Source organism: Pseudomonas sp. BGI-2 (assembly GCF_004310295.1).
In the GTDB taxonomy this organism is placed as follows: Bacteria; Pseudomonadota; Gammaproteobacteria; order Pseudomonadales; family Pseudomonadaceae; genus Aquipseudomonas.
Genome location: NZ_SISB01000002.1, coordinates 1 through 23,572, shown reverse-complemented (window position 1 = coordinate 23,572; position 23,572 = coordinate 1). Strand labels below are relative to the sequence as shown.

At 60.4% G+C, this 23,572-nt stretch carries 18 protein-coding genes; 6 read left to right on the top strand and 12 right to left on the bottom strand.

The annotated features are described in order from the left end of the window. Positions 1-58: 58 nt before the first annotated feature. The 10 genes from EYC95_RS01375 to EYC95_RS01330 form a co-directional block, all read right to left on the bottom strand. Complete coding sequence (locus EYC95_RS01375; protein WP_042932434.1) at positions 59-394, bottom strand: YceK/YidQ family lipoprotein; 336 nt, start codon at positions 392-394, stop codon at positions 59-61. Between the two features lie 237 nt (positions 395-631). Next, the gene (locus EYC95_RS01370; RefSeq protein ID WP_131058760.1) at positions 632-2,083 is read right to left on the bottom strand and encodes a lipopolysaccharide kinase InaA family protein; all 1,452 of its coding nucleotides are present in this window, start codon (positions 2,081-2,083) and stop codon (positions 632-634) included. Further along, a complete protein-coding gene (locus tag EYC95_RS01365; RefSeq protein WP_131058759.1) occupies positions 2,083-2,835 on the bottom strand; it encodes a lipopolysaccharide kinase InaA family protein in 753 nt (250 codons plus the stop codon). The genes EYC95_RS01370 and EYC95_RS01365 overlap by 1 nt, the downstream gene beginning before the upstream one ends. Beyond that, a complete protein-coding gene (locus EYC95_RS01360) occupies positions 2,832-3,566 on the bottom strand; it encodes a lipopolysaccharide kinase InaA family protein (RefSeq protein ID WP_131058758.1) in 735 nt (244 codons plus the stop codon). The genes EYC95_RS01365 and EYC95_RS01360 overlap by 4 nt, the downstream gene beginning before the upstream one ends. Further along, positions 3,566-4,372 carry a lipopolysaccharide core heptose(I) kinase RfaP gene (rfaP, locus tag EYC95_RS01355; RefSeq protein WP_131058757.1) on the bottom strand — a complete coding sequence of 269 codons (807 nt, stop codon included), beginning with the start codon at positions 4,370-4,372 and terminating at the stop codon, positions 3,566-3,568. The genes EYC95_RS01360 and rfaP overlap by 1 nt, the downstream gene beginning before the upstream one ends. Continuing rightward, positions 4,372-5,493: a glycosyltransferase family 4 protein gene (locus tag EYC95_RS01350; protein ID WP_131058756.1), complete on the bottom strand. Its 1,122-nt coding sequence runs from the start codon at positions 5,491-5,493 to the stop codon at positions 4,372-4,374. Before EYC95_RS01350 ends, rfaP begins: the two co-directional genes overlap by 1 nt. Continuing rightward, positions 5,493-6,554: a lipopolysaccharide heptosyltransferase I gene (waaC, locus tag EYC95_RS01345; RefSeq protein ID WP_131058755.1), complete on the bottom strand. Its 1,062-nt coding sequence runs from the start codon at positions 6,552-6,554 to the stop codon at positions 5,493-5,495. The genes EYC95_RS01350 and waaC overlap by 1 nt, the downstream gene beginning before the upstream one ends. A 1-nt stretch (position 6,555) precedes the next feature. Beyond that, positions 6,556-7,590: a lipopolysaccharide heptosyltransferase II gene (gene waaF / locus EYC95_RS01340; RefSeq protein WP_131058754.1), complete on the bottom strand. Its 1,035-nt coding sequence runs from the start codon at positions 7,588-7,590 to the stop codon at positions 6,556-6,558. A 285-nt stretch (positions 7,591-7,875) separates the two neighbouring features. Continuing rightward, entirely contained in the window at positions 7,876-10,815 is a 2,940-nt protein-coding gene (glnE, locus tag EYC95_RS01335; protein ID WP_131058753.1) for a bifunctional [glutamate--ammonia ligase]-adenylyl-L-tyrosine phosphorylase/[glutamate--ammonia-ligase] adenylyltransferase, read from the bottom strand. Further along, positions 10,812-11,204: a hypothetical protein gene (locus EYC95_RS01330; protein ID WP_131058752.1), complete on the bottom strand. Its 393-nt coding sequence runs from the start codon at positions 11,202-11,204 to the stop codon at positions 10,812-10,814. Before EYC95_RS01330 ends, glnE begins: the two co-directional genes overlap by 4 nt. Between EYC95_RS01330 and aceE the strand changes: the two genes are divergently transcribed. The 5 genes from aceE (at position 11,199) to msrA (ending at position 21,208) form a co-directional block, all read left to right on the top strand. Further along, positions 11,199-13,844, top strand: a complete 2,646-nt coding sequence (aceE, locus tag EYC95_RS01325) for a pyruvate dehydrogenase (acetyl-transferring), homodimeric type (RefSeq protein WP_131058751.1) — start codon at positions 11,199-11,201, stop codon at positions 13,842-13,844. The two genes, EYC95_RS01330 and aceE, sit on opposite strands and share 6 nt — an antisense overlap. A gap of 11 nt (positions 13,845-13,855) precedes the next feature. Beyond that, on the top strand, positions 13,856-15,823 hold the full coding sequence (aceF, locus tag EYC95_RS01320; protein ID WP_131058750.1) for a dihydrolipoyllysine-residue acetyltransferase: 1,968 nt from the start codon (positions 13,856-13,858) through the stop codon (positions 15,821-15,823). 270 nt (positions 15,824-16,093) lie between these two features. Further along, positions 16,094-17,488: an alkaline phosphatase D family protein gene (locus tag EYC95_RS01315; RefSeq protein WP_131058749.1), complete on the top strand. Its 1,395-nt coding sequence runs from the start codon at positions 16,094-16,096 to the stop codon at positions 17,486-17,488. Positions 17,489-17,680: 192 nt separating this feature from the next. Further along, positions 17,681-20,374: an EAL domain-containing protein gene (locus EYC95_RS01310; RefSeq protein WP_131058748.1), complete on the top strand. Its 2,694-nt coding sequence runs from the start codon at positions 17,681-17,683 to the stop codon at positions 20,372-20,374. 186 nt (positions 20,375-20,560) lie between these two features. Continuing rightward, positions 20,561-21,208, top strand: coding sequence for a peptide-methionine (S)-S-oxide reductase MsrA (gene msrA, locus EYC95_RS01305; protein WP_131058747.1), 648 nt, complete (start codon positions 20,561-20,563; stop codon positions 21,206-21,208). A gap of 124 nt (positions 21,209-21,332) precedes the next feature. Here the strand turns inward: msrA and EYC95_RS01300 are convergent, their stop codons facing one another. Beyond that, positions 21,333-22,172, bottom strand: coding sequence for a 23S rRNA (adenine(2030)-N(6))-methyltransferase RlmJ (locus EYC95_RS01300; protein ID WP_131058746.1), 840 nt, complete (start codon positions 22,170-22,172; stop codon positions 21,333-21,335). Positions 22,173-22,499: 327 nt separating this feature from the next. Next, entirely contained in the window at positions 22,500-22,823 is a 324-nt protein-coding gene (locus EYC95_RS01290) for a hypothetical protein (RefSeq protein WP_131058744.1), read from the bottom strand. A 166-nt stretch (positions 22,824-22,989) separates the two neighbouring features. On the opposite strand from EYC95_RS01290, the gene EYC95_RS01285 reads away from it, so the two are divergent. Then, positions 22,990-23,572 (top strand): transposase (locus EYC95_RS01285; protein ID WP_178083810.1); only part of this gene is annotated, 583 nt, incomplete at its 3' end.

Here is a 23,572-nt window from a genome sequence, read left to right as displayed (position 1 = left end):
CATGGCGGGAATGACCCAGCGCTTATTACCCCTCTTGGACGAAAGCGTGGCGTCCTGCTTATCCGCGGCCTGCCCGCCAGTAAATACCGAGATTGCCGTCTGTAGCCTGGCGGTAAATCGTGTAGGGCAAGGAAACCGTGTCCATGACACCCGACAGGGTCAAGTCCAGCAATACGAAGGGGACGAGGAAGCCGGTGGGATCAGGCGGGGCATTCAAGATGCAGAAGTCGTAGGCCAGACCGCTGTAAATGCGGGGAATTGACTGGCAGTAGGTTTTTTGCTTTCGCAGGCCGCGAGCGGCGTCTTCGTCATCTTGCAGCACCGTCAGCGCGGTCCCGCAGCCCGATAAAGCCAGTGAGAAGGTACCGATCGCAACAGCCGTTTTTATGGTCAAAATTTGCCCTCCGTGAACGTCAGGCAAACTAGCATCGTGGCTATTCAGGGCACAGTTCATGGGGTCTGTGGATCATGTAGGACGATTCACAAGAACTTGTCCCCTTAATCGCGGGTGACTGTTCTGGCCCCTTCGCGAGCAAGCCCGCTCCCACATTTGATCTGCTGTGAACACAGAGCCAGTGTGGGAGCGGGCTTGCTCCGGGCGGCGTTCCGACGATAGGGTCGAAGACCCGATTCAGGAGGCGCTATCAATCTTGCGGGGAAGACGCTGATCGATGACTTGGTAGAGCGCGCTTTCTTCGGGCCAGTTACGCATGAATCGCGCCCGGTCCCGCGCATACGCCGGGGCAAAGCTGCTCGTCGAGCCATGCTGACACATTGAATCCAGATCGATCAGCGCCCAGCGATCCTGCTGCCAGAACAGGTTGTGGCCTTTGAAATCCCCATGACTGATCCGCTCACGAATCAGCTCGGCAAACAAATGATCCAGCGCCACCAGTTCAGCCTCGGGCGCATCACCCCGTTCAACGTATGGCGCAAAGCGCTCGATGATGTCCGGCCCCGGCAGAAACTCGGTCACCAGATACGCCCGACTGCGCAGCCACAGAAAACGCTTCTCCAGCAACGCCAACGGTTTGGGCGTGGCGATGCCGAGGAAGGCGAGGCGATTGCCTTCGCGCCACGAGTGCCAGGCACGGCTCGGGCGCCAGAAGCGTTTGAGCCAGTGTGCAAAGCCTTTGATGTTGTAGCGTTTGATTACCAGCGTCCGACCATTAACCTCGACTTTTCCTACGCTCGCCGCACCGCCGGTCTTGTACAGATGGCCCTGGTCGAGCAAGGCATCGGCCTGTTCCAGCACCGGCACCATCGCCGCTTCTTCTTCACGGCGAATCGCACGCAAACCGAACGCCCCGCGCTGAACGCTGAACAACGAACACTCGCGGCCGACCTTGATCAGGTAATCCTTCAAGCGCCAGCTGCGAACCTTGTCGATCTGCTTCTGCAACGCTTCCATCGGCAATGCGTGCTCGCCGTTGCTCAACAGGTAATACACCAGCAATTCTTCGGTGAACGGTTCCAGCGACTTGGGCAACTGGGCAAAAAATACGCCGAGGTTTTCCAGGACCTTCTGCCGTGACAGCGGCTGGCCCGGCGTTTCAGCACAGACGCCGCCGCCATCGATCAGGTACAACCGGCCTCGCTGACGCAACAGGTTGTCCAGATGCAGGTCTTCCTGCCAGAGCCCCTTGCGATGCATTTGGCCAATGGCGCCCAACGCCTCGGCCAGCACGGCCCCTTGCATATCCGCCAACACCGGCAAGTGTTCGACTTTTTTCCAGGTATCCCCCAGGCTTTCGGCGCTTTCGAGGAAGTCGAACAACAGCCAGCCACCCTCGCCCTCTTTCAGGCCGTCCACCAGCAGCTGCGGCGTGGTCAGCCCCTGATCGGCGAGCAAACGCACGCCGTCCAGTTCACGCTGGAAATGCCGCGCCGCCTTGCTGCCGACCAACAACTTGGCCAGCACCGGCCGGCCGCGCCACACGCCGGCACCCACGTAACGCTGTCCCGGCAAAACCCGCAGCAGACTCAGCAGCTGCAACTCGGCGGGACCCGCGGCATCGGCCAGGGAAATGCTCATCGGCAGGCTCGGGCTGCGGCCGGCGTTTTTCAGTTCGGACAACCGCATCAGCGCGTCTCCTTGTGACTGCGCCGCGCGGTCAGGCGCGAAACCCAACTGTCCACCAGCGAACTGTCCTGCGGCTGATCCACGTACACCGCCAGCAACTCGCGCAACTGCGCTTCAGTCCACTCCGGCGCGCGACGCAGCAACGGCTCCAGGTCCTTGATCCGGTCACGCTGACCGAACAGCAACGGCCGGGTCTTTTCCAGGTCGATCAACTGCGCCTGATAACCGTCGCCCGTGGCCTGCAGAAAAATGTGTTTAGGGTAAAAACAACCGTGAAGCTGGTGTACGCCGTGCAGGCGCCGCGCCAGTTCACCACAGGCTTTCATGACGGCCGAATGTTGCGCTTCGCTGAGGTCCGACCAGCGCTGCAACAGCGAATCCAGGTCATCCCAACCATCCAGCGCACGCGTCAGCAGAACCGCCCGCACTTCCCCGTCTACTTTGCGCTCACCGAAAAACGCCGCCTGCAGCGCCGGAATGCCCAGCTTCTGATAACGACTGATGTTGCGAAACTCGCGGGCAAAACTCGGCTCCCCAAACGGCGCATGGAAGGTGCGCGTCAGGTAGTTGCTCTGGCGCTTGAGGTAGTAGCCATGACCTTCCAGATCCAGCCGAAACACGCTGCTCCAGCCGCCACCGACGGTGTTGGGTTCATCCACCGCGTCGAGCTGCTTGGCCCAGAGTGCGTCGAACGTGCCGAGGCCATGACGCTCAAGCAGCGCACGGTCTTCAGCGGCCAGAAAATCAGTCATTCGCGTCCCTCGAAAAATCTCACCACGTGCCGGATCCGTTTTTTGTCGTCGGCATTCAGCCGGTCACGCTGGCGGTATTGCAGGTAAAAGCGCAGGCGCTGGGTGGCCGACAGGTGATATTTGGCCACCTTGTCGAGACACGCCAGGTCCTTGGTGATCCGGTACTTGAGCCAGAAGCCGCGCCAGAAATCGCCATTGGGGCAATCGATCAGGAACAGCTTGGCCTCATCGTCGACCAGCAGGTTGCGCCACTTCAAATCGTTATGGGTGAAACGGTGGTCGTGCATGGTCCGGGTGTAACCGGCCAATTGACGACTGACGGTATCGACCCAGGCGCGGTCCGCCAGCTTCGGATCGTGCCGGTCCGCGAGGGCCGACAAGTCTTCTGTGTTCGGCAGTTCGCGGGTAATCATCGCGCCACGGGCATACGCGGCGCCGCGCCGCTCCAGGCCCCAGGCAACCACTTCAGCGGTGGGAATACCCCACTTGGCGAAGCGCTTGAGGTTCTGCCATTCGGCCTTGACCCGAGGCTTGCCCAGATAACGGCGCAGGCCTTTGCCGGCGCCGCTGTAGCGCTTGACGTAGTAATTGACGCCGTTGCGATTGACGCGGATGACCTCGGACAACGGGTCGCGGGTCAGGCGCTCGCCCTGAAGTGCGAACACCGCTTCCAGGCAGCCAAAATCTTCCGCCAGATCGCTGTAAGCAGGTTCCAGTTTCCAACCCGGCATCAGAGCGCATCCCCGTATCGCTGTTTACGGTCGTAGAGTTTGTTGGCCTTGCCTTCGAGCCAGGCAAGCAATCCGGCTTCCTCGCCCAGAATCTGACGCAAGGGCCGCTGGAAGTAGCCTTTGAGGAATCGCAGTTTGTCGCGTTTGGTCAGGCCGATGTCCAGTGCCGAAAAGTACAGCGCCGCCAGATCCTTGTTGCGCCAGCGTTGAGTGATCGTCGGACGGGTCTGGGCGCGGTGCAGGTCGATCACCGAGAGTTTGAAGTCGTCGGCAGTCACCGGTTTATCGGTGTGCAGCAGGAAGTGGCAGATGTAGCAGTCACGATGGTTGACTCCGGCGCGGTGCATCATGCCGGTCATGCGTGCGACTTCGGCGATCAGTGCGCGCTTGAGTTTGGGCTCGGGCGGGTTCTTGATCCAGTCGATGCTGAAGTCTTCGAGGCTGACGGTGGGCGCCAGTTCTTCGGTGACGATGAACGAATGCTGATCCGCCGGGTTGCTGCCCTTCTCGCCGTAGGCAACCGCCGTCATGGTCGGCACGCCGACTTCTTTCAGGCGCTGAATGGCCTTCCACTCCTGGCCCGCGCCGAGTACCGGCAGCTTGGCCGTCAGCAGGTTCTTGAAGATCTCGCCCCAGCCGATGCCACGGTGGATCTTCACGAAAAAACCATTGCCGTTCACTTCAGTGCGCAACGTCCGGCGCGCTTCCAGTTCACGGTAAACCTCGCCCTGCAAGCCTTCGACTTCGGTGAACGCATCGCGCCCGGCCCAAAGGCTCTTGAACGGTTCAGCCAGCATCAACTTCATTAAGCGTGCTCCGCCAGAATCACATCGGCCGCGTGTTGCGGCATGCTGTAGAGGTCGGCCGTCTCAGCGAAGGCCAGACCGTTGCGGCTCCAGGCCGCCCGTGCTTGAGCGTCGTTCAACATGCCGGTCAGGTACTGAGTCAGTTGAGCCTGATCGAACGGTTCGTCCAACACCAGGCCAGCGTCGGCCTCGGCGATGTAATGGGCGTAACCACAGACCGCGCTCACCAATACCGGCAACCCGGCGACCAATGCTTCGAGCAGCACGGTCCCGGTGTTTTCGTTATACGCCGGGTGGATCAACAGGTCGGCACCCAGCAGGAAACGCGGGATATCGCTGCGCCCCTTGAGAAACGTCACGTTGTCGCCGAGCCCCGAGGTGGCGCTCTGCATCTGGAATAATTTGGGGTCATCCTGGCCAATTACAAACAGCCGGGTGCGTTTCTTCAGATCAGCGGGCAATGCGGCCAGCGCCTTGAGGCTGCGATCCACGCCCTTGGTCTTGAACCCGGAGCCGATCTGCACCAGCAGCAGATCATCGTCCTTGAGGTTGAACTCGCGACGGAAATCGGCCCGAATCTCGGCGGCATTTGGCGGCGCGCGACGATCCTGTGAGATACCCGGCGGCAGCAAATGGAAGCGTTCCAGCGGCGTGTCGTAATGCTTGATGAACAGCGGCTGCTGGACCTCGGAAATCATCAGCACTTCGGTCTTTGCATCCTTGGCGAACACCGCGCGCTCGTACTCGGCGAAGTGCCGGTAGCGGCCCCAGCGGCGGTACAGCGAATTGCGCAGGTTCTGTGCCTTGTCTTCGAAACAGCCGTCGGCGGCGTAGTAAACGTCCAGGCCCGGCATCTTGTTGAAACCGATCAGACGGTCCACGGGACGCTTGGCCAGGTCCGCTTCCATCCACTCGCTGAGCTTCTCGTTACGCCGATGATTGAAGAACGCTTTGACAGGCGCCACCAGCACTTCGAAACCCGGCGGGACATCGCCTTCCCAGATCAGCGTGTAGACGCGAATCTGATGACCGCGCTGCTGACATTCCAGGGCGATGCGCATGAAGTCGCGCTGCAAGCCCCCGAACGGAAAGTACTTGTACAAGACGAATGCCAATTGCATCAGCGCAGCTCCTCAGCCAGTAACAACGTGCTCAGTCGGGTCGCGACACGCTCGGGATTCAGACGCGTGAAGCACAGGGGCCACTCGCGTTTCAGGTCGAACTGACGGGCATCTTCGGCCGTCGGTTGATAGGTGCATTTCTTTTGCAGGCACGGCGCGCAGGGGAAGTCGCTGGCGATGTGAATCTGTGCCTTGCCGTAGGCGCCGGTCAGGCCCGGGTTGGTCGGGCCGAACAGCGACAGGGTCGGCACGTCGAGCGCGGCGGCCAGATGACCGAGTCCCGTGTCGACTGCCACGCAGGCTTGAGCGCCGGCCAGCACTTTGCCGACACCGGCCAGGTTCAGTTTGGGCAGCACTTCGACATGCCTGAACCCGGCGGCAATGCGCTCGGCCCGGGCTTTTTCGACTGGATTGCCCCACGGTAGCTTCACGGCGACGCCGAGATAGCCCACGCGCTCGGCCAGTTCGCGCCAGTAGGCTTCCGGCCAGTGTTTGGTGTCCCACGTGGTGCCGTGCAGGAACAGCACGTACGGATTCTTGCGCGGCAATTCCACCAGGCGTTCGACGTTCAGGCCGTAATCGCCCAAGCCTTTGGGCAGGTCGTAGCCCAACGCCAGGGCGAACAATTGGCGGACCCGCTCTACCGCGTGTTGCCCACGGCCCACCGCCAGACGACGGGAATAAAAGCGCGAGGCGATTGGCTCGCGCGCCGAGTCCTTGTCGAGTCCGGCGACCGGCGCTTTGACATAGCGCGTCAACCAGGCGCTTTTCAGTAGGCCCTGGGCATCAATCACCAGATCATATTGAGTGGCGCGAACGCTTTGCTTGAAGCGCTTCCACTCGCCACTTTTAATGGTTTGCCAGAGGTTTTTGCGCCAGCGACGGATCGCCACCGGAATCACCTTGCCCACGGCCGGGTGCCAGGTCGGGATTTCGGCGAAGCCTTCTTCCACCACCCAGTCGAACGTGATGCCGGGAATCGCCCGCGCCGCGTCGGTCAACGCTGGCAATGCGTGAATCACGTCACCCAGCGAAGAAGTCTTGATCAACAGAACGCGCAAACTATTTGACCTCGACCACAGTGCCCTGCAACCGCTGCAAGGCTTCGTTCACCGCTTGCGGCATGAGCTGGCGCAGGCAGTTGTAATGTCCGAAGCGGCAGGTGCGATCGAAGCAAGGGCTGCATTCGAGGCCCAGGCGCACGATCTCGACGTGCTCGGCCAAGGGTGGCGTGAAGCCCGGCGACGTCGAGCCGTAAACCGCCACCAGCGGGCGGTTGAGCGCGGCGGCGACGTGCATCAGGCCGGAGTCGTTGGACACCACCGCATCGGCGCAGGACATCAGGTCGATGGCTTCGGCCAGAGAGGTGCCGCCGCTGAGGTTCACCGACTCTTCACGCAGGCCGGGAATCAGCCGCGCGCGGATGTCTTCGCCGACCGCGTGATCGTTTTTCGAACCGAACAACCAGACTTGCCAGCCTTCGCGGATCTTCGCTTCGGCGACCTTGGCGTAGTGCTCGGACGGCCAGCGTTTGGATTCGCCGAACTCGGCGCCGGGGCACAGGACCAACACAGGGCGGTCGAGGGCCAGACCGAACTTGGCCAGCGCCGCCTCGCGGGTGACCGGGTCGATCTGCAGGCTCGGCCGTGGATACGGTGTCGGCAGCTCTGTACCGCGCTCATAAGCCAGCGCCATGAAGCGCTCGATCATCAGCGGATAACGTTCTTTATCCAGGGTGCGCACGTCATTGAGCAGGCCGTAGCGGAACTCGCCACGCCAGCCGGTGCGTTTCGGGATGCCGGCGAAGAACGGCACCAGCGCCGATTTCAAGGAGTTAGGCAGCAGGATCGCCTGGTCGTACTGGCCGGCCAGGGATTTGCCGATACGCCGACGCGTCGCCAGCTCCAAGGCACCGTGGCCGAGCGGAAAGCTCAAGGCCTGACGGACTTCGGGCATGCGCTCCAGGATCGGCCGGCTCCACTCGGGGGCCAGGACGTCGATTTCGCATTGCGGGTGGCGTTGCTTGAGACACTGAAACAGTGTCTGCGCCATCACCATGTCACCGACCCAACTGGGCCCAACGATCAGAATTTTCATGTGGTTTCCAAAAACGAACCGGGGAGGCATACGCCTCCCCGCCTCGAGAATTCTACAAAACACTGCAGATCTACTGTGGGAGCAAGCTTGCTCCCACATTGGGTATTGGTGCACATCCAGTGCGGTGCAGCTTAGCTGCCAAAATCTACAAAACAACGCAGATCACCTGTAGGAGCGAGCCTGCTCGCGATAAGGCCATCACTCCAGCATCGAGGGTGACTGACACTCTGCTATCGCGAGCAGGCTCACTCCTACAGGGGTATTCGGTGCTGCCACTGTCCGGTTTCAGCTTAGCCCCAGCTCGCGCCAGATCCGTAATACCTGCCGCCGTTCGTCCGCGAACTGGTCGCCCGGTATCACCCCCGCGTCCTTCTGCAAGGCCTGCCGGTGCGCGGCGGAGCGGTAGGCTTTATAGGCCTCGCGCAGCAAGCTGGCGTCTTCGGCAGGCATCAGCCCTTCGTTCTCCAGCTCTTCCAGAATGCGGATGTTGTCCGTCCAGCGCAGCAATGGCGGGTGTGTTTCGGACCACGCCAGGGCCGCGTATTGCACCATAAATTCAATATCGACGATACCTCCGGCGTCCTGCTTGAGATCGAACGGCGCCGAGGCCTCGAAGGCGTTTGCCGCGGTGCCGGCCGCGGTGCTCTTGCTACCGAGGTTATCGCGCATCTTGGCGCGCATCTCGCTCACCTCCTGGCGCAAGGTCGCGAGGTCGCGCGACTTGCCCAATATCGCCGCGCGGACCTTCTCGAACGCCAGGCCGACATCCTGACTGCCGACCAGCACCCGCGCCCGTACCAGCGCCTGGTGTTCCCAGGTCCAGGCTTCGTTTTCCTGATACCGGGCAAACGCCCCCACCGAACTCACCAGCAACCCCGAGGCACCGGAAGGTCGCAGGCGCATATCGACTTCATACAATTGGCCGGAGTTGGTCTGGGTCGTAATCAAATGAATGATCCGTTGCCCCAGCCGGGTGAAGAATTGCGCACCGTCGATAGGCTTCGGCCCGTCGGTTTCCGCCTGCGGATCGCCATCGTGGATGAACACCAGGTCCAGGTCCGAACCATGCCCCAGTTCCAGCCCGCCGACTTTCCCGTAACCGACAATGATGAAGCCGGGATTGCACAAAGTGCCGTCGGTACGCAGCGGCGCGCCGTATTTGGCCACGGTCTGGCGCCAGGCCAGGGCCAGCACTTGTTCGAGAATCGCTTCGGCGAGCCAGGTCAGGTAATCGCTGACTTTCATCAACGGCAGGCTGCCGGCGATTTCCGAAGCGGCGACCCGCAAGCGGTGCGCCAGTTTGAAATGGCGCAGGGCTTCCATTTGTTGCTCGAGGTCGTCTTCGGGAATCCGCGTCAGACGCTCGCGCAATTCGGCGGCCAGTTCCGGCGCCAGGGGCGGCTTGAAAAGCCGGCCTTCGTTGAGCAATTCGTCGAGCAGCAGCGGGAAGCGAGTGATCTGCTCAGCGATCCACGGGCTCGCGGCGCACAAGGTCAGCAAGCGTCGCAGCGCGCCGGGGTTCTCGGTCAGCAACACCAGATACGCGGAGCGACGGGCCACCGCTTCAACCAGCGGCAGCACACGTTCCAGCACCAGATCCGGATTGGCATGCTCGACAGCCTGAGCCAGCAACCGCGGAATAAACGCATCGAGGCGTTCGCGCCCCAAGCGTTGCATCGCGCGCAACTGCGGGCTGCTGCGCAAACCGGCCAACGCCTTCAAGGCCTTGGTGGCATCGGCAAAACCGCCCTCTTCCAACTGGCGGCAAGCGGCCTCTTCATCCTGGGCCTCTTCCCAAAGCGGCAGCCATTCACCGCCGACCACCACTTCGCTTTCAGTGCCTTCCTCTTCATCGGGATCGGCAATCACCTGACCGAAGTGCCAGGCCACGCGACCACGCCAATACATCAGCTGCTCATGGAAAGCCTCCCAGTCAGCGAAGCCCAACATAAAGGCAATGCGCGCCTGATCCTGCGCGCCGTCTGGCAGCATTTGGGTCTGACGATCAGCAATCGCCTGGATCGCATGCTCGGTGTAACGCAGGAATTCGTAGCCTTCGCGCAACTCGCTGACCACCGCCGGCGGCAGGTAGCCCTGACCTTCCAGGGTGTTCAGTACTTTTAATAGAGGGCGTTGCTGCAGGCTCAGGTCGCGGCCGCCGTGGATCAGCTGAAACGCCTGGGCGATAAACTCCACTTCGCGGATGCCACCCGATCCAAGCTTGATGTTGTCGGCCATGCCTTTGCGCCGCACTTCCTGCTGGATCAGCTGCTTCATGGTGCGCAGCGCCTCGATCGCCGAGAAGTCGAGGTAACGCCGGTAAACGAACGGGCGCAGCATCTCTTGCAGTTGCGCGCCGGCCACTTGATCGCCAGCCACCACCCGCGACTTGATCATCGCGTAGCGTTCCCAGTCGCGGCCCTGATCCTGGTAATACTGCTCCAGCGCGTTGAAGCTCAGCACCAAGGCACCGGCCGAGCCGTAAGGTCGCAGGCGCATGTCGACGCGAAACACAAAACCGTCGACGGTCATCGGGTCCAGCGCCTTGATCAGGCGCTGGCCGAGCCGGATGAAAAATTCCTGGTTATCCAGCGAGCGCTTCATGCCGACGGTCTCCCCGCCTTCGGGGTAGGCAAAGATCAGGTCGATGTCCGACGACAGATTGAGTTCCACTGCGCCGAGCTTGCCCATGCCCAGGATGACCATCTGTTGCGGCTCGCCGCTGCGCCGGCTGGTCGGCACACCGAACTGCTGGCAATGACGCGCGTACAACCACTGATAGGCCTGATCGATACTGGCATCGGCCATGTCCGAGAGGTCGCGACATGTCTGAACCAGATCAGCCTGGCGGGTCAGGTCGCGCCAGATGATGCGCACTTGTTGGCGGGTTCGCTGACGGCGCAAGGCACGACCGAGCTCGTCTTCGGTTTCGGCCGCATTCACTGCCGCCGCGATCTGCCCGCACAACTCACCGGGGGCAAAGCTGCGATCCAGTTCGCCGGACTGCACCAGTGCCAGCAACATCAAAGGGTCACGCACACTCTGTTCAGTCACGAAGTCGCTGGCGGCGGTGACGCGGGCAAAGCGCGCCCAGCGTTCAGGCGTCCAGGCAGACAGGCCATGGTCGTCTTCCAACTCGCCAACGGCGGTGCGGAATGACTGCTCGGCGCGGGTGACAAACGGCAGGAGAATGCCGGGCAGTTCGGCAAGCGGAGGAAGGCTCATGGTCTATCCTTGATCGGCGTGTAGAGGGCGGCATGTAGTGAATTCTCAAATCGCACTACGTGATCGACTGTCGAACAAAGGTTAGAAATAGCTGAAATCTGTTTCTTTTTGGCAGACAGCATCAAGCTTTCACCTTTTTCGGTTGGCAAAAGACCAACCTTAACGATTATTCTCACAACGCAGCCGGAGGCCACAAGCCGCTCATCTGTAGTTTTACTACTCGTATATACATTCGAAAGGCTGAAATGCCCGATGATTTGTAGTAAAACTACACGCCGCCGGAACAACCTCTCGGCAATCCAAGAATTTATATCGTCTGCCCACAAGGCCAGTCGCAAACTCAGGCAACCGATTCTGGAAGCCTTTCCGCCCTGGAGCAAGCCATGCAAGACCTCGATCCCGTCGAAACCCAGGAATGGCTGGACGCCCTGGAATCGGTTCTCGACAAAGAAGGCGAAGACCGCGCTCACTATCTGATGACCCGTATGGGTGAACTCGCAACCCGCAGCGGTTCGCAGTTGCCTTACGCCATCACCACGCCATACCGCAACACCATCCCCGTTACCCACGAAGCACGCATGCCTGGCGACCTGTTCATGGAACGCCGCATTCGCTCGTTGGTACGCTGGAACGCGATGGCCATGGTGATGCGTACGAACCTGAAAGATTCGGACCTGGGCGGTCACATCTCCAGCTTCGCCTCCAGCGCCACCCTCTATGACATTGGCTTCAACTATTTCTTCCAGGCCCCGACCGACGAACACGGCGGCGACCTGATCTACTTCCAGGGTCACACCTCGCCAGGCGTTTACGCCCGTGCGTTCATGGAAGGCCGCATCACCGAAGACCAGATGAACAACTTCCGCCAGGAAGTCGACGGCCAGGGCTTGTCGTCCTATCCGCACCCGTGGCTGATGCCCGATTTCTGGCAGTTCCCGACCGTATCCATGGGTCTGGGCCCGATCCAGGCGATCTACCAGGCACGCTTCATGAAGTACCTGGAAGCCCGTGGCTTCATCCCTGAAGGTAAGCAAAAAGTCTGGTGCTTCCTGGGCGACGGCGAGTGCGACGAGCCGGAATCCCTGGGCGCGATCTCGCTGGCTGGCCGCGAGAAGCTCGACAACCTGATCTTCGTCATTAACTGCAACCTGCAGCGCCTCGACGGCCCGGTTCGCGGCAACGGCAAGATCATTCAGGAACTCGAAGGCGTGTTCCGCGGTGCTCAGTGGAACGTGACCAAAGTCATCTGGGGCCGTTTCTGGGACCCACTGCTGGCCAAAGACGTCGACGGCATCCTGCAACGTCGCATGGACGAAGTCATCGACGGCGAGTACCAGAACTACAAAGCCAAAGACGGCGCGTTCGTGCGTGAACACTTCTTCAACTCGCCAGAACTCAAGGCGATGGTTGCAGACTTGTCCGACGACGAGATCTGGAAGCTCAACCGTGGCGGCCACGACCCGTACAAGGTCTACGCGGCGTACCACGAAGCGGTCAACCACAAAGAACAACCGACCGTCATCCTGGCCAAGACCATCAAAGGTTATGGCACTGGTGCCGGCGAAGCGAAAAACACCGCGCACAACACCAAGAAGGTTGATGTTGAAAGCCTGAAGTTGTTCCGCGATCGTTTCGACATTCCGGTTAAAGACTCCGAGCTGGAAAACCTGCCGTTCTTCAAACCCGAAGAAGGCAGCGCCGAAGCCCGCTATCTGAGCGAGCGTCGCACTGCACTGGGCGGTTTCGTGCCACAGCGTCGTGCCAAAAGCTTCGACATTCCGACCCCGCCACTGGATACCCTCAAGGCAATCCTGGATGGTTCGGGCGACCGTGAAATCTCCACCACCATGGCCTTCGTGCGGATCCTGGCGCAGCTGGTCAAGGACAAGGAAATCGGCTCGCGCATCGTCCCGATCATCCCGGACGAAGCCCGTACCTTCGGTATGGAAGGCATGTTCCGTCAGTTGGGCATCTACTCGTCCGTCGGCCAGCTCTACGAGCCAGTCGATAAAGACCAGGTGATGTTCTACAAGGAAGACAAGAAGGGCCAGATCCTCGAAGAAGGCATCAACGAAGCGGGCGCCATGAGCTCCTTCATCGCTGCCGGTACGTCGTACTCCAGCCACAACCAGCCAATGCTGCCGTTCTACATCTTCTACTCGATGTTCGGCTTCCAGCGTATCGGCGACCTCGCCTGGGCCGCTGGCGACAGCCGCACCCGTGGCTTCCTGATAGGCGGCACCGCCGGCAGAACCACACTGAACGGCGAAGGCCTGCAACACGAAGACGGTCACAGCCACATCCTGGCTGGCACCATCCCGAACTGCCGCACCTTTGATCCAACCTACGGCTACGAGCTGGCGGTGATCATCCAGGACGGCATGAAGAAGATGACCGAAGAGCAGCAGGACGTTTTCTACTACATCACCGTGATGAACGAGTCCTACCAGCAGCCAGCCATGCCGGCCGGTGTCGAGGAAGGCATCATCAAGGGCATGTACCTGCTCGAAGAAGACACCCGCGAAGCGGCGCACCACGTTCAGCTGATGGGCTCCGGCACCATCCTGCGCGAAGTCCGTGAAGCGGCGAAGATCCTGCGTGAAGAGTTCAACGTTGCCGCCGACGTCTGGAGCGTTACCAGCTTCAACGAACTGCGTCGCGATGGCCTGGCCGTCGAGCGCACCAACCGTCTGCACCCGGGCCAGAAGCCTAAACTGAGCTATGTCGAAGAGTGCCTGAATGGCCGTAAAGGTCCGGTCATCGCCTCTACCGACTACATGAAGCTGTTCGCTGAGCAAATTCGTCAGTGGGTCCCGTCCAAGGAATTCAAAGTCCTGGGCACCGACGGTTTCGGCCGCAGTGACAGCCGCAAGAAGCTGCGTCACTTCTTCGAAGTCGATCGTCAATTCGTGGTGTTGGCAGCCCTGGAAGCACTGGCTGACCGTGGTGATATCGAACCTAAAGTGGTGTCTGAAGCCATCGCCAAGTTCGGGATCAACCCGGAAAAACGCAACCCACTGGACTGCTGAGGAGACACTCTGTGAGCGAACTCATTCGCGTACCTGACATCGGCAGCGGTGAAGGTGAAGTAATTGAACTGTTTGTGAAGGTCGGCGACCGTATCGAAGCCGACCAGAGCATCCTGACGCTTGAGTCGGACAAGGCGAGCATGGAAGTGCCTGCGCCGAAGGCCGGCACCATCAAGAGTCTGAAAGTGAAGCTGGGCGATCGCCTGAAAGAAGGCGACGAACTGCTGGAGCTGGAAGTCGAAGGTGCCGCTACTGCGGCCCCTGCGGCTGCCGCTGCGCCGGCTGCAAAAGCTGAAGCCAAACCGGCTGCTGCTCCTGCCGCCGCTCCAGCGCCTGCTGCCGCACCTGCTGCTGCCGCTTCCCAGCAAGTGAACGTGCCGGACATCGGTTCGGCGGGCAAGGCTCAGATCATCGAGATCCAGGTCAAGGTCGGCGACACGGTCGAGGCTGATCAGTCGCTGATCACTCTGGAATCCGACAAGGCCAGCATGGAAATCCCTTCGCCCGCCGCTGGCGTGGTCGAAAGCATCAGCGTCAAGCTCAACGACGAAGTCGGCACCGGCGACCTGATTCTGGTCCTGAAAGTGGCGGGGGCTGCGGCCCCTGCTGCTGCCGCGCCAGCTCAGGCCGCTGCGCCTGCTGCCGCTGCTCCGGCGCCAGCCGCTGCGGCCCCGGCGGCTGCACCGGTTGCGGACAGCGTTCAGGACATTCATGTCCCGGACATCGGTTCGTCGGGCAAGGCCAAGATCATCGAAGTGCTGGTCAAGGCTGGCGACACCGTCACCGCCGATCAGTCGCTGATTACCCTGGAATCCGACAAGGCGAGCATGGAAATTCCATCGCCTGCCGCTGGCGTGGTGGAAAGCGTTTCCGTCAAGCTGGATGACGAAGTCGGTACTGGCGACCTGATCCTGAAGCTGAAAGTCAAAGGTGCTGCGCCTGCTGCGGCACCGGCTCCGGCCGCCGCTCCTGCTGCTGCACCCGCGGCGGCCAAGGCTGAAGCTGCTCCAGCTGCCGCTGCGCCTGCCGCATCGGCGGCGGCTCCGGCCAAGCCGGGCGCGAAGGTTCACGCCGGCCCGGCTGTACGCCAACTGGCCCGTGAATTCGGCGTCGAGCTGAGCGCGGTCGGCGCAAGCGGCCCGCACGGTCGTGTGCTGAAAGAAGACGTGCAGGTTTACGTCAAAGCCATGATGCAGAAGGCCAAGGAAGCACCGGCCGCTGCTGCTGGCGCAACCGGCGGCGCGGGCATCCCGCCGATTCCGGTCGTGGACTTCAGCCGCTTCGGTGAAACCGAAGAAGTGCCGATGACCCGCCTGATGCAAATCGGCGCGTCGAGCCTGCATCGCAGCTGGCTGAACATTCCGCACGTGACTCAGTTCGATTCGGCTGATATCACCGACCTGGAAGCGTTCCGTATCGCTCAGAAAGCCGTTGCAGAGAAGGCTGGCGTCAAGCTGACCATCCTGCCGCTGTTGCTCAAGTCGTGCGCGCACCTGCTCAAGGAACTGCCGGACTTCAACAGTTCGCTGGCACCGAGCGGCAAAGCGATCATCCGCAAGAAGTACGTGAACATCGGCTTCGCGGTCGACACCCCTGAAGGCCTGCTGGTACCGGTCATCAAGAACGTCGACCAGAAGAGCCTGTTGCAACTGGCAGCCGAAGCCGCCGTACTGGCCGCCAAAGCTCGCGACAAAAAGCTCACCGCTGACGACATGCAAGGCGCCTGCTTCACCATTTCCAGCCTCGGCCACATTGGCGGCACCGGCTTCACGCCGATCGTCAACGCGCCGGAAGTGGCGATCCTCGGTGTTTCCAAGGCAACCATCCAGCCAGTCTGGGACGGCAAAGCCTTCCAGCCGAAACTGATGCTGCCCCTGTCGCTGTCCTACGATCACCGTGTGATCAACGGCGCCGCTGCTGCACGCTTCACCAAGCGTCTGAGCGACCTGCTGGCAGACATCCGCACCATCTTGCTGTAACACCGACCGGCCCTCCTTCTCCGGAGGGCCTGTCGCGCTCCACGTTTTCCGAGCGCCACGCTCGTACCTCAACCCCGCCAATTTGGCGGGGCTTTTTTTGCCTTGAATAAAGCATCTTCCTACAGCCGTGGCTTACATCGCCCACAACTCAAGTCCACTTCCGCTCGATATTTTTTGCTGCTCAATAACTAGGCTTAGTTCGACAGCATTTTCTTATGAAGACTGCGAACCTCTTTTGCTTAGTTAGCGTTATTTCGAATGGATTCGAACATGTTCAAACCGACTGTCGGCCCTATTATTGGCCACACTACAACTAACCACGTGCGCATTTTTCTGCGCGGCGAACTTCAAGACAACTCATTGGCCTTTGCCGGTATTCGCTACCGGCGTTATGGAGAAGAGCGTTGGTCCAATGGCGTATTTGCCAAATTGTCCTTCTTGCGCGACATGGCCGATGTGATTGCACTCAACGACCTCGCCATCGACACTGAGTACGAATACCAGGCCGGATGGTTCAGCCCCATGAGTCCGGTGCATACCGTGGAGACCGTTCAGGAGCTGCCGCTGCAATGGCCACGGGAGGTTTATCGCTTTCGCACCCAGTCCGGCAAAGCCAACACGCCGCGGGCGTATATCGTTGGCTCATGCCGCTACCTGCGCCTTACTGCAGGTGTGGCCATCGCACCAAAGGCCGGTGACCGGATTTTTGCGTCGATCATCGATCTTGCGCAGCACGCCGAACCGCGCATCAGCGCGATGCTGATGACGGGCGATCAAATTTATGTGGACGACCTGAACGTTATTGCGCCTGACCGGGAATACAAGGAAATACTCATTAAGTACCGCGCGGCTTTTTCCCAACCGAACATCGCCAGGTTAATGGCCAACCAGTCGACTTACATGATCCTCGACGATCATGAAATAGAAGATAACTGGCCAGCCAACGAGAGCAAGGACGATGCTTATTTATATAAGAACGCGATGACAGCCTATGAGATATACCAGGCCAGCCACAGCCCGGCGCATCATTTATTGGCCAACGGTCAAGTAAGCCGACAGCTGGAACAGTATTGGTATCAGTTCGCCGAAGGCGATATTGAATGGTTTATCACCGACAGCCGCACCCGCCGTAACTTGTCGGCCGATGATCGACGCATCCTCGACGATGAGCAGGAACAGGCGCTGTGTAAATGGCTGATCCACAGCCCGGCCCGGGTCAAGTTCGTGGTCACCAGCGTGATGTTCTACCCCGACCGCAAACTCAACGGGGATGACGCCTGGAAAGCCTTTCCAGAACAACGCCTACGGTTGTTGGAGACGATTCGTACGCATCGCATCAAGAATGTCGTCTTCGTTTCCGGCGATGTCCACGGTTCCATGACCAGTCGCCTGACCCACAGCGAGGATACGGACTTCGAAGTGCACACTATCGTGTCGTCACCCCTGTGCAACAGCAAGCTGCTGCCGTACGCCTCCGCGTCCACCTTCATTCTCGATCAGGCACTGGCGCTAACCGCAGCGGGAGATTACCGGCATGAATTGACCAGCAAGGTGGTCAGCGAAGACAACTTCGCCCATCTGGTGGTTGATCGGGAGCAGATTCAGGTCAATTACCACGACCGGGACGGCAAGCCTTTGCAATCGATCAACATCCCGTTGCGCTAAGGCGATGAAGGCCAAATGCATTAGTTTTCGGCCCTTGCTGGAGAAATCTTCGCCCCTGCCGACATATTCTTATAGCACTTGGCCTTCATGTCTCTTGTCAGTCAGTGTCGCAATGATGCAACCTTGCCGAAGGCAACAGTAAAGAGGGCGAGAGCCCGGCGCGATCAGCACATTCGAAGCGAGTTTCCCTCAATGAAAAGCCAACCCGATGCCGCCAGCCGTATGGTGGCCGAGGTAGTGACGCAATTGCCTGTGCCCTCGCGGCTCGGCATGCTGCGTTTCGAACGGCTGAATGAAGCTAGCTGGGCGCTCCTGTTTCTCGATCCCAATTGCGAACGACAGTTTGGTCTGCCGGCCGTGGAACTTTGTGCCCTGATCGATTCACCTTACGCCAGCCTGATGGAGCCCGAAGCGCGCTATCAACTGCACGACGCGATTCAGCAGCAACTCAGCGACAGCCCGCATTACCTGATCCGCTACAACCTGCACACCGCCAAAGGCTCCCTGAGCCTGCTCGAATTGGGCGAAGCCTACCGCCAACACAATCGACACCTGCTGCGCGGCTACCTGATGGTCGTGGACGGTTTGTTCGAGGGTGAACCGCTGCTGCCGTCGCTGGACCTGGAAACCCAGAACTCGCGCCTGCAAATTGCCCTGGAACTCAACCAGCGCGCCCAGCTGGAACAACTGCAGCATCTGGACCGAGTACGGGCCCAGCAAGATTTGATCCTGCTGCTGACCCGCCAGCGCTACAGCACCAACAATTCCCTGCAAGAAGCCGCTGAACTGATCACCCGCAGCGCCTGCGATATCTACGAAATCGACTGCGCCAGCCTGTGGAACCTCGAAAATTCGATGCTGGTGCCGATTTCGGCCTATCACCGCGCCTCCCGGGAATACCTACTGCCGGATCCGATCGACGTCAGCGGCTTCCCGGATTACCTCGACGCCTTGCACTGCAGCCGCGCCATCGACGCCCACAACGCGATGCGCGACCCGCGCACCCGGGAAATGGCCGAGAGCCTGCGCCCGCGCGATGTGAACGCGATGCTCGACGCCAGTATCCGCATCGACGGCCAGGTGGTCGGCGTCCTCTGCCTGGAACAGACCGGCGCAACCCGCGCCTGGCAGTCGGACGAAATCGCCTTTGCCGGCGAGTTGGCCGACCAGTTCGCCCAAGTCATCAACAACCACAATCGCCGCACCGCCACCAGCGCCTTGCACTTGTTCCAGCGTGCGGTCGAGCAAAGTGCCAACGCCTTTTTGCTGGTCAACTGCGATGGCGTGGTGGAATACGTCAACCCGAGCTTCACGGCGATCACCCAATACAGCACCGAAGAAGTCCACGGCCAGCGGCTGTCGGAACTGCCGGCGCTGGAAAACCTCAGCGAGCTGCTGTTCGACGCGCCCTCGGCGCTGGCCAAGAGCAACAGCTGGCAGGGCGAGTTCAAGAGCCGCCGTAAAAACCTCGAACCCTACTGGGGCCAGTTGTCGATTTCCAAGGTGTATGGCGACAACCGTGAGCTGACGCATTACATCGGCATCTACGAAGACATCACCCAGACCAAACTTGCCCAGCAGCGCATCGAGCGCCTGGCCTACACCGACAACCTGACCAACCTCGGCAACCGCCCGGCGTTCATCCGTAACCTCGACGAACGCTTCGCCCGAGACAGCGACACGCCGATCAGCCTGCTGCTGGTGGACATCGACAACTTCAAGCGCATCAACGACAGCCTCGGCCACCAGACCGGCGACAAACTGCTGATCAGTCTGGCCCGCCGTCTGCGTAACAGCTTGAGCCCGAGCGGCAGCCTGGCGCGTTTCGCCAGTAACGAATTCGCCGTGCTGCTGGACAACACCGACCTCGCGATGGGTCAGCAAGTCGCCAACCAGTTGCTGGCGACCCTCGACAAGCCGATGTTCGTCGATAACCAGTTGATCAGCGTCACCGGCTCCGTGGGCCTGGCCTGCGCACCGCTGCACGGTCGCGACCCACAGACCCTGATGCGCAACGCCGGCCTGGCGCTGCACAAGGCCAAGGCCAACGGCAAACATCAGGTTCAGGTGTTTACCGAAGCGCTAAATGCCGAGGCCAGCTACAAACTGTTCGTCGAGAACAACCTGCGCCGGGCCCTGACCCAGAACGAGCTGGACGTGTTCTATCAGCCCAAACTGTGCCTGCGCAGCGGTCGCCTGCTGGGCATGGAAGCGCTGCTGCGCTGGAACCATCCGGAAAAAGGCATGATCCGTCCGGACCAGTTCATCAGCGTCGCCGAAGAAACCGGGTTGATCATCCCGATCGGCAAATGGATCGCCCGCCAGGCCTGCCGCATGAGCAAAGACCTGACCGCCGCTGGCCTGGGCAATCTCCAGGTGGCGATCAACTTGTCGCCCAAGCAGTTCTCGGACCCGGACCTGGTAGCGTCCATCGCCAACATCCTCAAGGAAGAAGCGCTGCCGGCGAACCTGCTGGAGCTTGAGCTGACCGAAGGCCTGCTGCTGGAAGCCACCGAAGACACCCACTTGCAGCTCGATCAGCTCAAGCGCCTGGGCCTGACCCTGGCCATGGATGACTTCGGCACCGGTTACTCGTCGCTCAGTTACCTGAAAAAATTCCCGATCGACATCATCAAGATCGATCGAAGCTTCATCCACGAGATCCCGGACAACCAGGACGACATGGAAATCACCTCCGCGGTGATCGCCATGGCCCACAACCTGAAACTCAAGGTCGTGGCTGAAGGCATCGAGACCGCCGAGCAACTGGCCTTCCTTCGTCGTCACCGCTGTGATGTCGGCCAGGGCTACCTGTTCGACCGACCGATCCCGGGCGCCGAGCTGATCGAAAAGCTCAAACGCTACCCACGCGGCCCGCTCGTCTGACATAACACCGCGATCCCCTGTAGGAGTGAGCCTGCTCGCGATTGCGGTGTGTCTGTCGCCATCAATGTTAAATGTCCCGCCGCTATCGCGAGCAGGCTCACTCCTACAGGGGTAGTGCGTAACCGGGCAGCATTGGGCAAACTGGCGGTCTGATCCTACATCCCAACCTGACTGAGAGGACTGATCATGGTTCTGCGCTCGGAAATCCTGGTGAACAAAAACGTGCTCCCTACCAAAGAACAAGCTCTGCCTGGCCGCGAATCCCCAATGACCGTGCCGGAAAAACACTTCGTCCACGACGCCCCGCTGCTGGGCCCGTTTGCGATGGACGTGGATTTCGCGATCTTCGGCCTGGGCTGTTTCTGGGGCGCGGAACGCACGTTCTGGCAACGTGAAGGGGTGGTGAGTACCGCGGTGGGTTACGCCGGCGGCTTTACACCGAACCCGACGTACGAAGAAGTCTGCTCCGGCCTGACCGGCCACAGCGAAGTGGTACTGGTGGTCTACGAGCCGGCAAAAGTCAGCTACGAAGAGCTGCTGAAAATGTTCTGGGAATTGCATAACCCGACGCAAGGCATGCGCCAGGGCAACGACATCGGCACTCAGTATCGCTCGGTGATCTACGCGACCAACCCGACTCAGCTCGATGCGGCCAAGGCCAGCGAGAAAGTGTTCCAGGCTGAATTGACCAAGGCAGGGAAAGGCGAAATCACCACTGAAATCGACGAAGCGCCGACGTTCTACTTCGCCGAGGCGTATCACCAGCAGTACCTGGCGAAGAATCCTGAAGGGTATTGCGGGATTGGCGGTACAGGCGTTACCTGCCCGATCTAACCCCGCACTGATCGTTCCCACGCTCTGCGTGGGAATGCCTCAATGGACGCTCCGCGTCCGCTTCGGCAGGGACTCGGAGCGTCCCGGGCTGCATTCCCACGCGGAGCGTGGGAACGATCACTGGTCAACTCTCAGCAATCAACCAATCCATCTGCCACCCACCCTGGGTCTGCCCAAGCTTCTTGGACAACCACGGCAGCAACTCACGCAATTCCTCTTCCAGCCCCCACGGCGGATTCGCAATCGCCAACCCCGACCCGTTCAGACTGTTCGGCGTATCCAGCGGATGCACCAACAACTCCACCCGCAACAACTTCGGCGCGCCCGAGCCCGCCAAATCCTGATAAAACCGCCGCAACATGCGCTGGTCCTTCACCGGGTACCAGATCGCCGCCACGGTTTGGCGCATCCGGCCAATCGCCTCTTTCAGCGACGCCGCACAGCGCTGCATCTCATCGAGCTGCTCGAACGGCGGATCAATCAACATCACCGCCCGCTTCTCCTGCACCGGCAACATCGCACGCGGCACATGCCAGCCTTCGCCCAGATGCACCTTCACCCGACGATCACCAGCCATATTGTCCTTGAGCAACACACCGTCCTCCGGGTGCTTCTCGTTGAGCATCACCCGATCCTGCGGCCGCGTCAGACGCCGCGCCAGCTCCGGCGAACCCGGGTAATAGCGCAACTGGCCATCCGGGTTCATGTCGTGCAGCACCTTCATGTAATCGGCGGTCAGCGCCGGCAGATCCGGCTGATCCCACAACCGCGCAATGCCTTCCAGGTACTCACCGGTACGGCTCGCCTGATCACCCTGCAAGTCATACAGACCAATGCCGGCGTGAGTGTCGAGATAGGCAAACGGCTGCTCCTTGCGCGACATCAAGGCGATGAGGCGGGTCAAAGTCAGGTGTTTGAACACATCGGCGTGATTGCCGGCATGGAAGGCGTGACGATAATTCATGATTGCTCCTGCGAAGGCCGGGAAGTTTACCTTGTACGGCGCAGAACGTCAGGGGTTCGCAGCCGAGCGGGCAGTTGCCGCCACACAATCCCACGCCAACCCGAAAACCCTGTGGCGAGGGGGCTTGCCCCCGTTGGGCTGCGCAGCAGCCCCAAAACATCCCAGCCAACCACAAACCCCGTGGCGAGGGAGCTTGCTCCCGCTGGGCTGCGTAGCAGCCCCAATCCCAGCACCGCAGATTTGTCAGGCACACCGCAGCGCTTGGTTTAGCGACTGCTACGCAGCCGAACGGGAGCAAGCTCCCTCGCCACAAAAACCATCCAGCCCTTAGTCCGAAGGCCGAGCCCTCAACCGCCGCCCCAACACATCCAGCACATCACACCCATCCCGCAACGGAATGGCACACAACAAAGCAAAATCACTAAGAATGAACGACTCACACTCGATCGAACCGCGCATCGACAGATTCTCAAGCACCTGCGTCACGGCGCGAATTCGATAACTGGCGGCGTCGTATAAAACGTCGAGCGGTGCGTGGGTATCGACGAACAGCGTGGGCATGTCGGTGCAGTTGCCGGTGAGGGCCATGAAGCGGTTGTCGGGGTGGGGGATTGGTTTTTCGTAGGGTGGATCGGGGTGAAGATTTTTCATTTTCAAGTTCCAGAGGCAGTAAATAGGAACTGCCATCAGCCCTCCTACAGGCTGGGGTGGCAGTTATGCGCGGGGTAGGAGTATCGAGGCCTTTGGAAAACGAGGGTGTAATTAGTTTTGTGTAAACGGTCATTTGGCAGGAGACTGCCTACCCCAAGGAAATCCAATGACCGAGTCAAAACCCAAGCGAGCCAAACGAGTCAAGCCTGATCCTGAGCTGGTTAAACTGGCCGACAGTCTGTTGGCCAATTACAAAAAGCCCGAAGATCTCATCGGCGAAAACGGCCTGCTCAAACAGCTCACCAAGATGCTGGTCGAGCGGGCCCTTGAAGCCGAGATGACCGAACACCTGGGGCACGACAAAAGCGCGACGATCACCAACACCGCCGCCAATGCGCGCAACGGTCACAGCGGTAAAACCCTGAAGGGCGACTTCGGCGAACTGCCGCTCGACATCCCTCGCGACCGGCAGGCGTCCTTCGAGCCGCAGTTGGTGGCCAAGCATCAAACCCGCTGGACGGGCTTCGATGACAAAGTCATCTCGCTGTACGCTCGCGGTTTGAGTGTCAGAGAAATTCAGGCGCACTTGCAGGAAATGTACGGCACCGAGGTCTCTCCCAGCCTGATCTCGGCGATTACCGACGCGGTGAGTGATGAGGTCAAACTCTGGCAGGCGCGGCCGCTGGACGCGCTGTACCCGATCCTCTATCTGGACTGCATTCACGTCAAAGTGCGCGATGCCGGCGCCG

What these genes read in the sequence shown, in the direction of transcription:
- EYC95_RS01370 (WP_131058760.1), bottom strand. Translation starts at nt 2,083, where the DNA reads ATGCGGTTGTCCGAACTGAAAAACGCCGGCCGCAGCCCGAGCCTGCCG.
- EYC95_RS01365 (WP_131058759.1), bottom strand. Translation starts at nt 2,835, where the DNA reads ATGACTGATTTTCTGGCCGCTGAAGACCGTGCGCTGCTTGAGCGTCAT.
- EYC95_RS01360 (WP_131058758.1), bottom strand. Translation starts at nt 3,566, where the DNA reads ATGCCGGGTTGGAAACTGGAACCTGCTTACAGCGATCTGGCGGAAGAT.
- rfaP (WP_131058757.1), bottom strand. Translation starts at nt 4,372, where the DNA reads ATGAAGTTGATGCTGGCTGAACCGTTCAAGAGCCTTTGGGCCGGGCGC.
- EYC95_RS01350 (WP_131058756.1), bottom strand. Translation starts at nt 5,493, where the DNA reads ATGCAATTGGCATTCGTCTTGTACAAGTACTTTCCGTTCGGGGGCTTG.
- waaF (WP_131058754.1), bottom strand. Translation starts at nt 7,590, where the DNA reads ATGAAAATTCTGATCGTTGGGCCCAGTTGGGTCGGTGACATGGTGATG.
- glnE (WP_131058753.1), bottom strand. Translation starts at nt 10,815, where the DNA reads ATGAGCCTTCCTCCGCTTGCCGAACTGCCCGGCATTCTCCTGCCGTTT.
- aceE (WP_131058751.1), top strand. Translation starts at nt 11,199, where the DNA reads ATGCAAGACCTCGATCCCGTCGAAACCCAGGAATGGCTGGACGCCCTG.
- EYC95_RS01315 (WP_131058749.1), top strand. Translation starts at nt 16,094, where the DNA reads ATGTTCAAACCGACTGTCGGCCCTATTATTGGCCACACTACAACTAAC.
- EYC95_RS01310 (WP_131058748.1), top strand. Translation starts at nt 17,681, where the DNA reads ATGAAAAGCCAACCCGATGCCGCCAGCCGTATGGTGGCCGAGGTAGTG.
- msrA (WP_131058747.1), top strand. Translation starts at nt 20,561, where the DNA reads ATGGTTCTGCGCTCGGAAATCCTGGTGAACAAAAACGTGCTCCCTACC.
- EYC95_RS01300 (WP_131058746.1), bottom strand. Translation starts at nt 22,172, where the DNA reads ATGAATTATCGTCACGCCTTCCATGCCGGCAATCACGCCGATGTGTTC.
- EYC95_RS01290 (WP_131058744.1), bottom strand. Translation starts at nt 22,823, where the DNA reads ATGAAAAATCTTCACCCCGATCCACCCTACGAAAAACCAATCCCCCAC.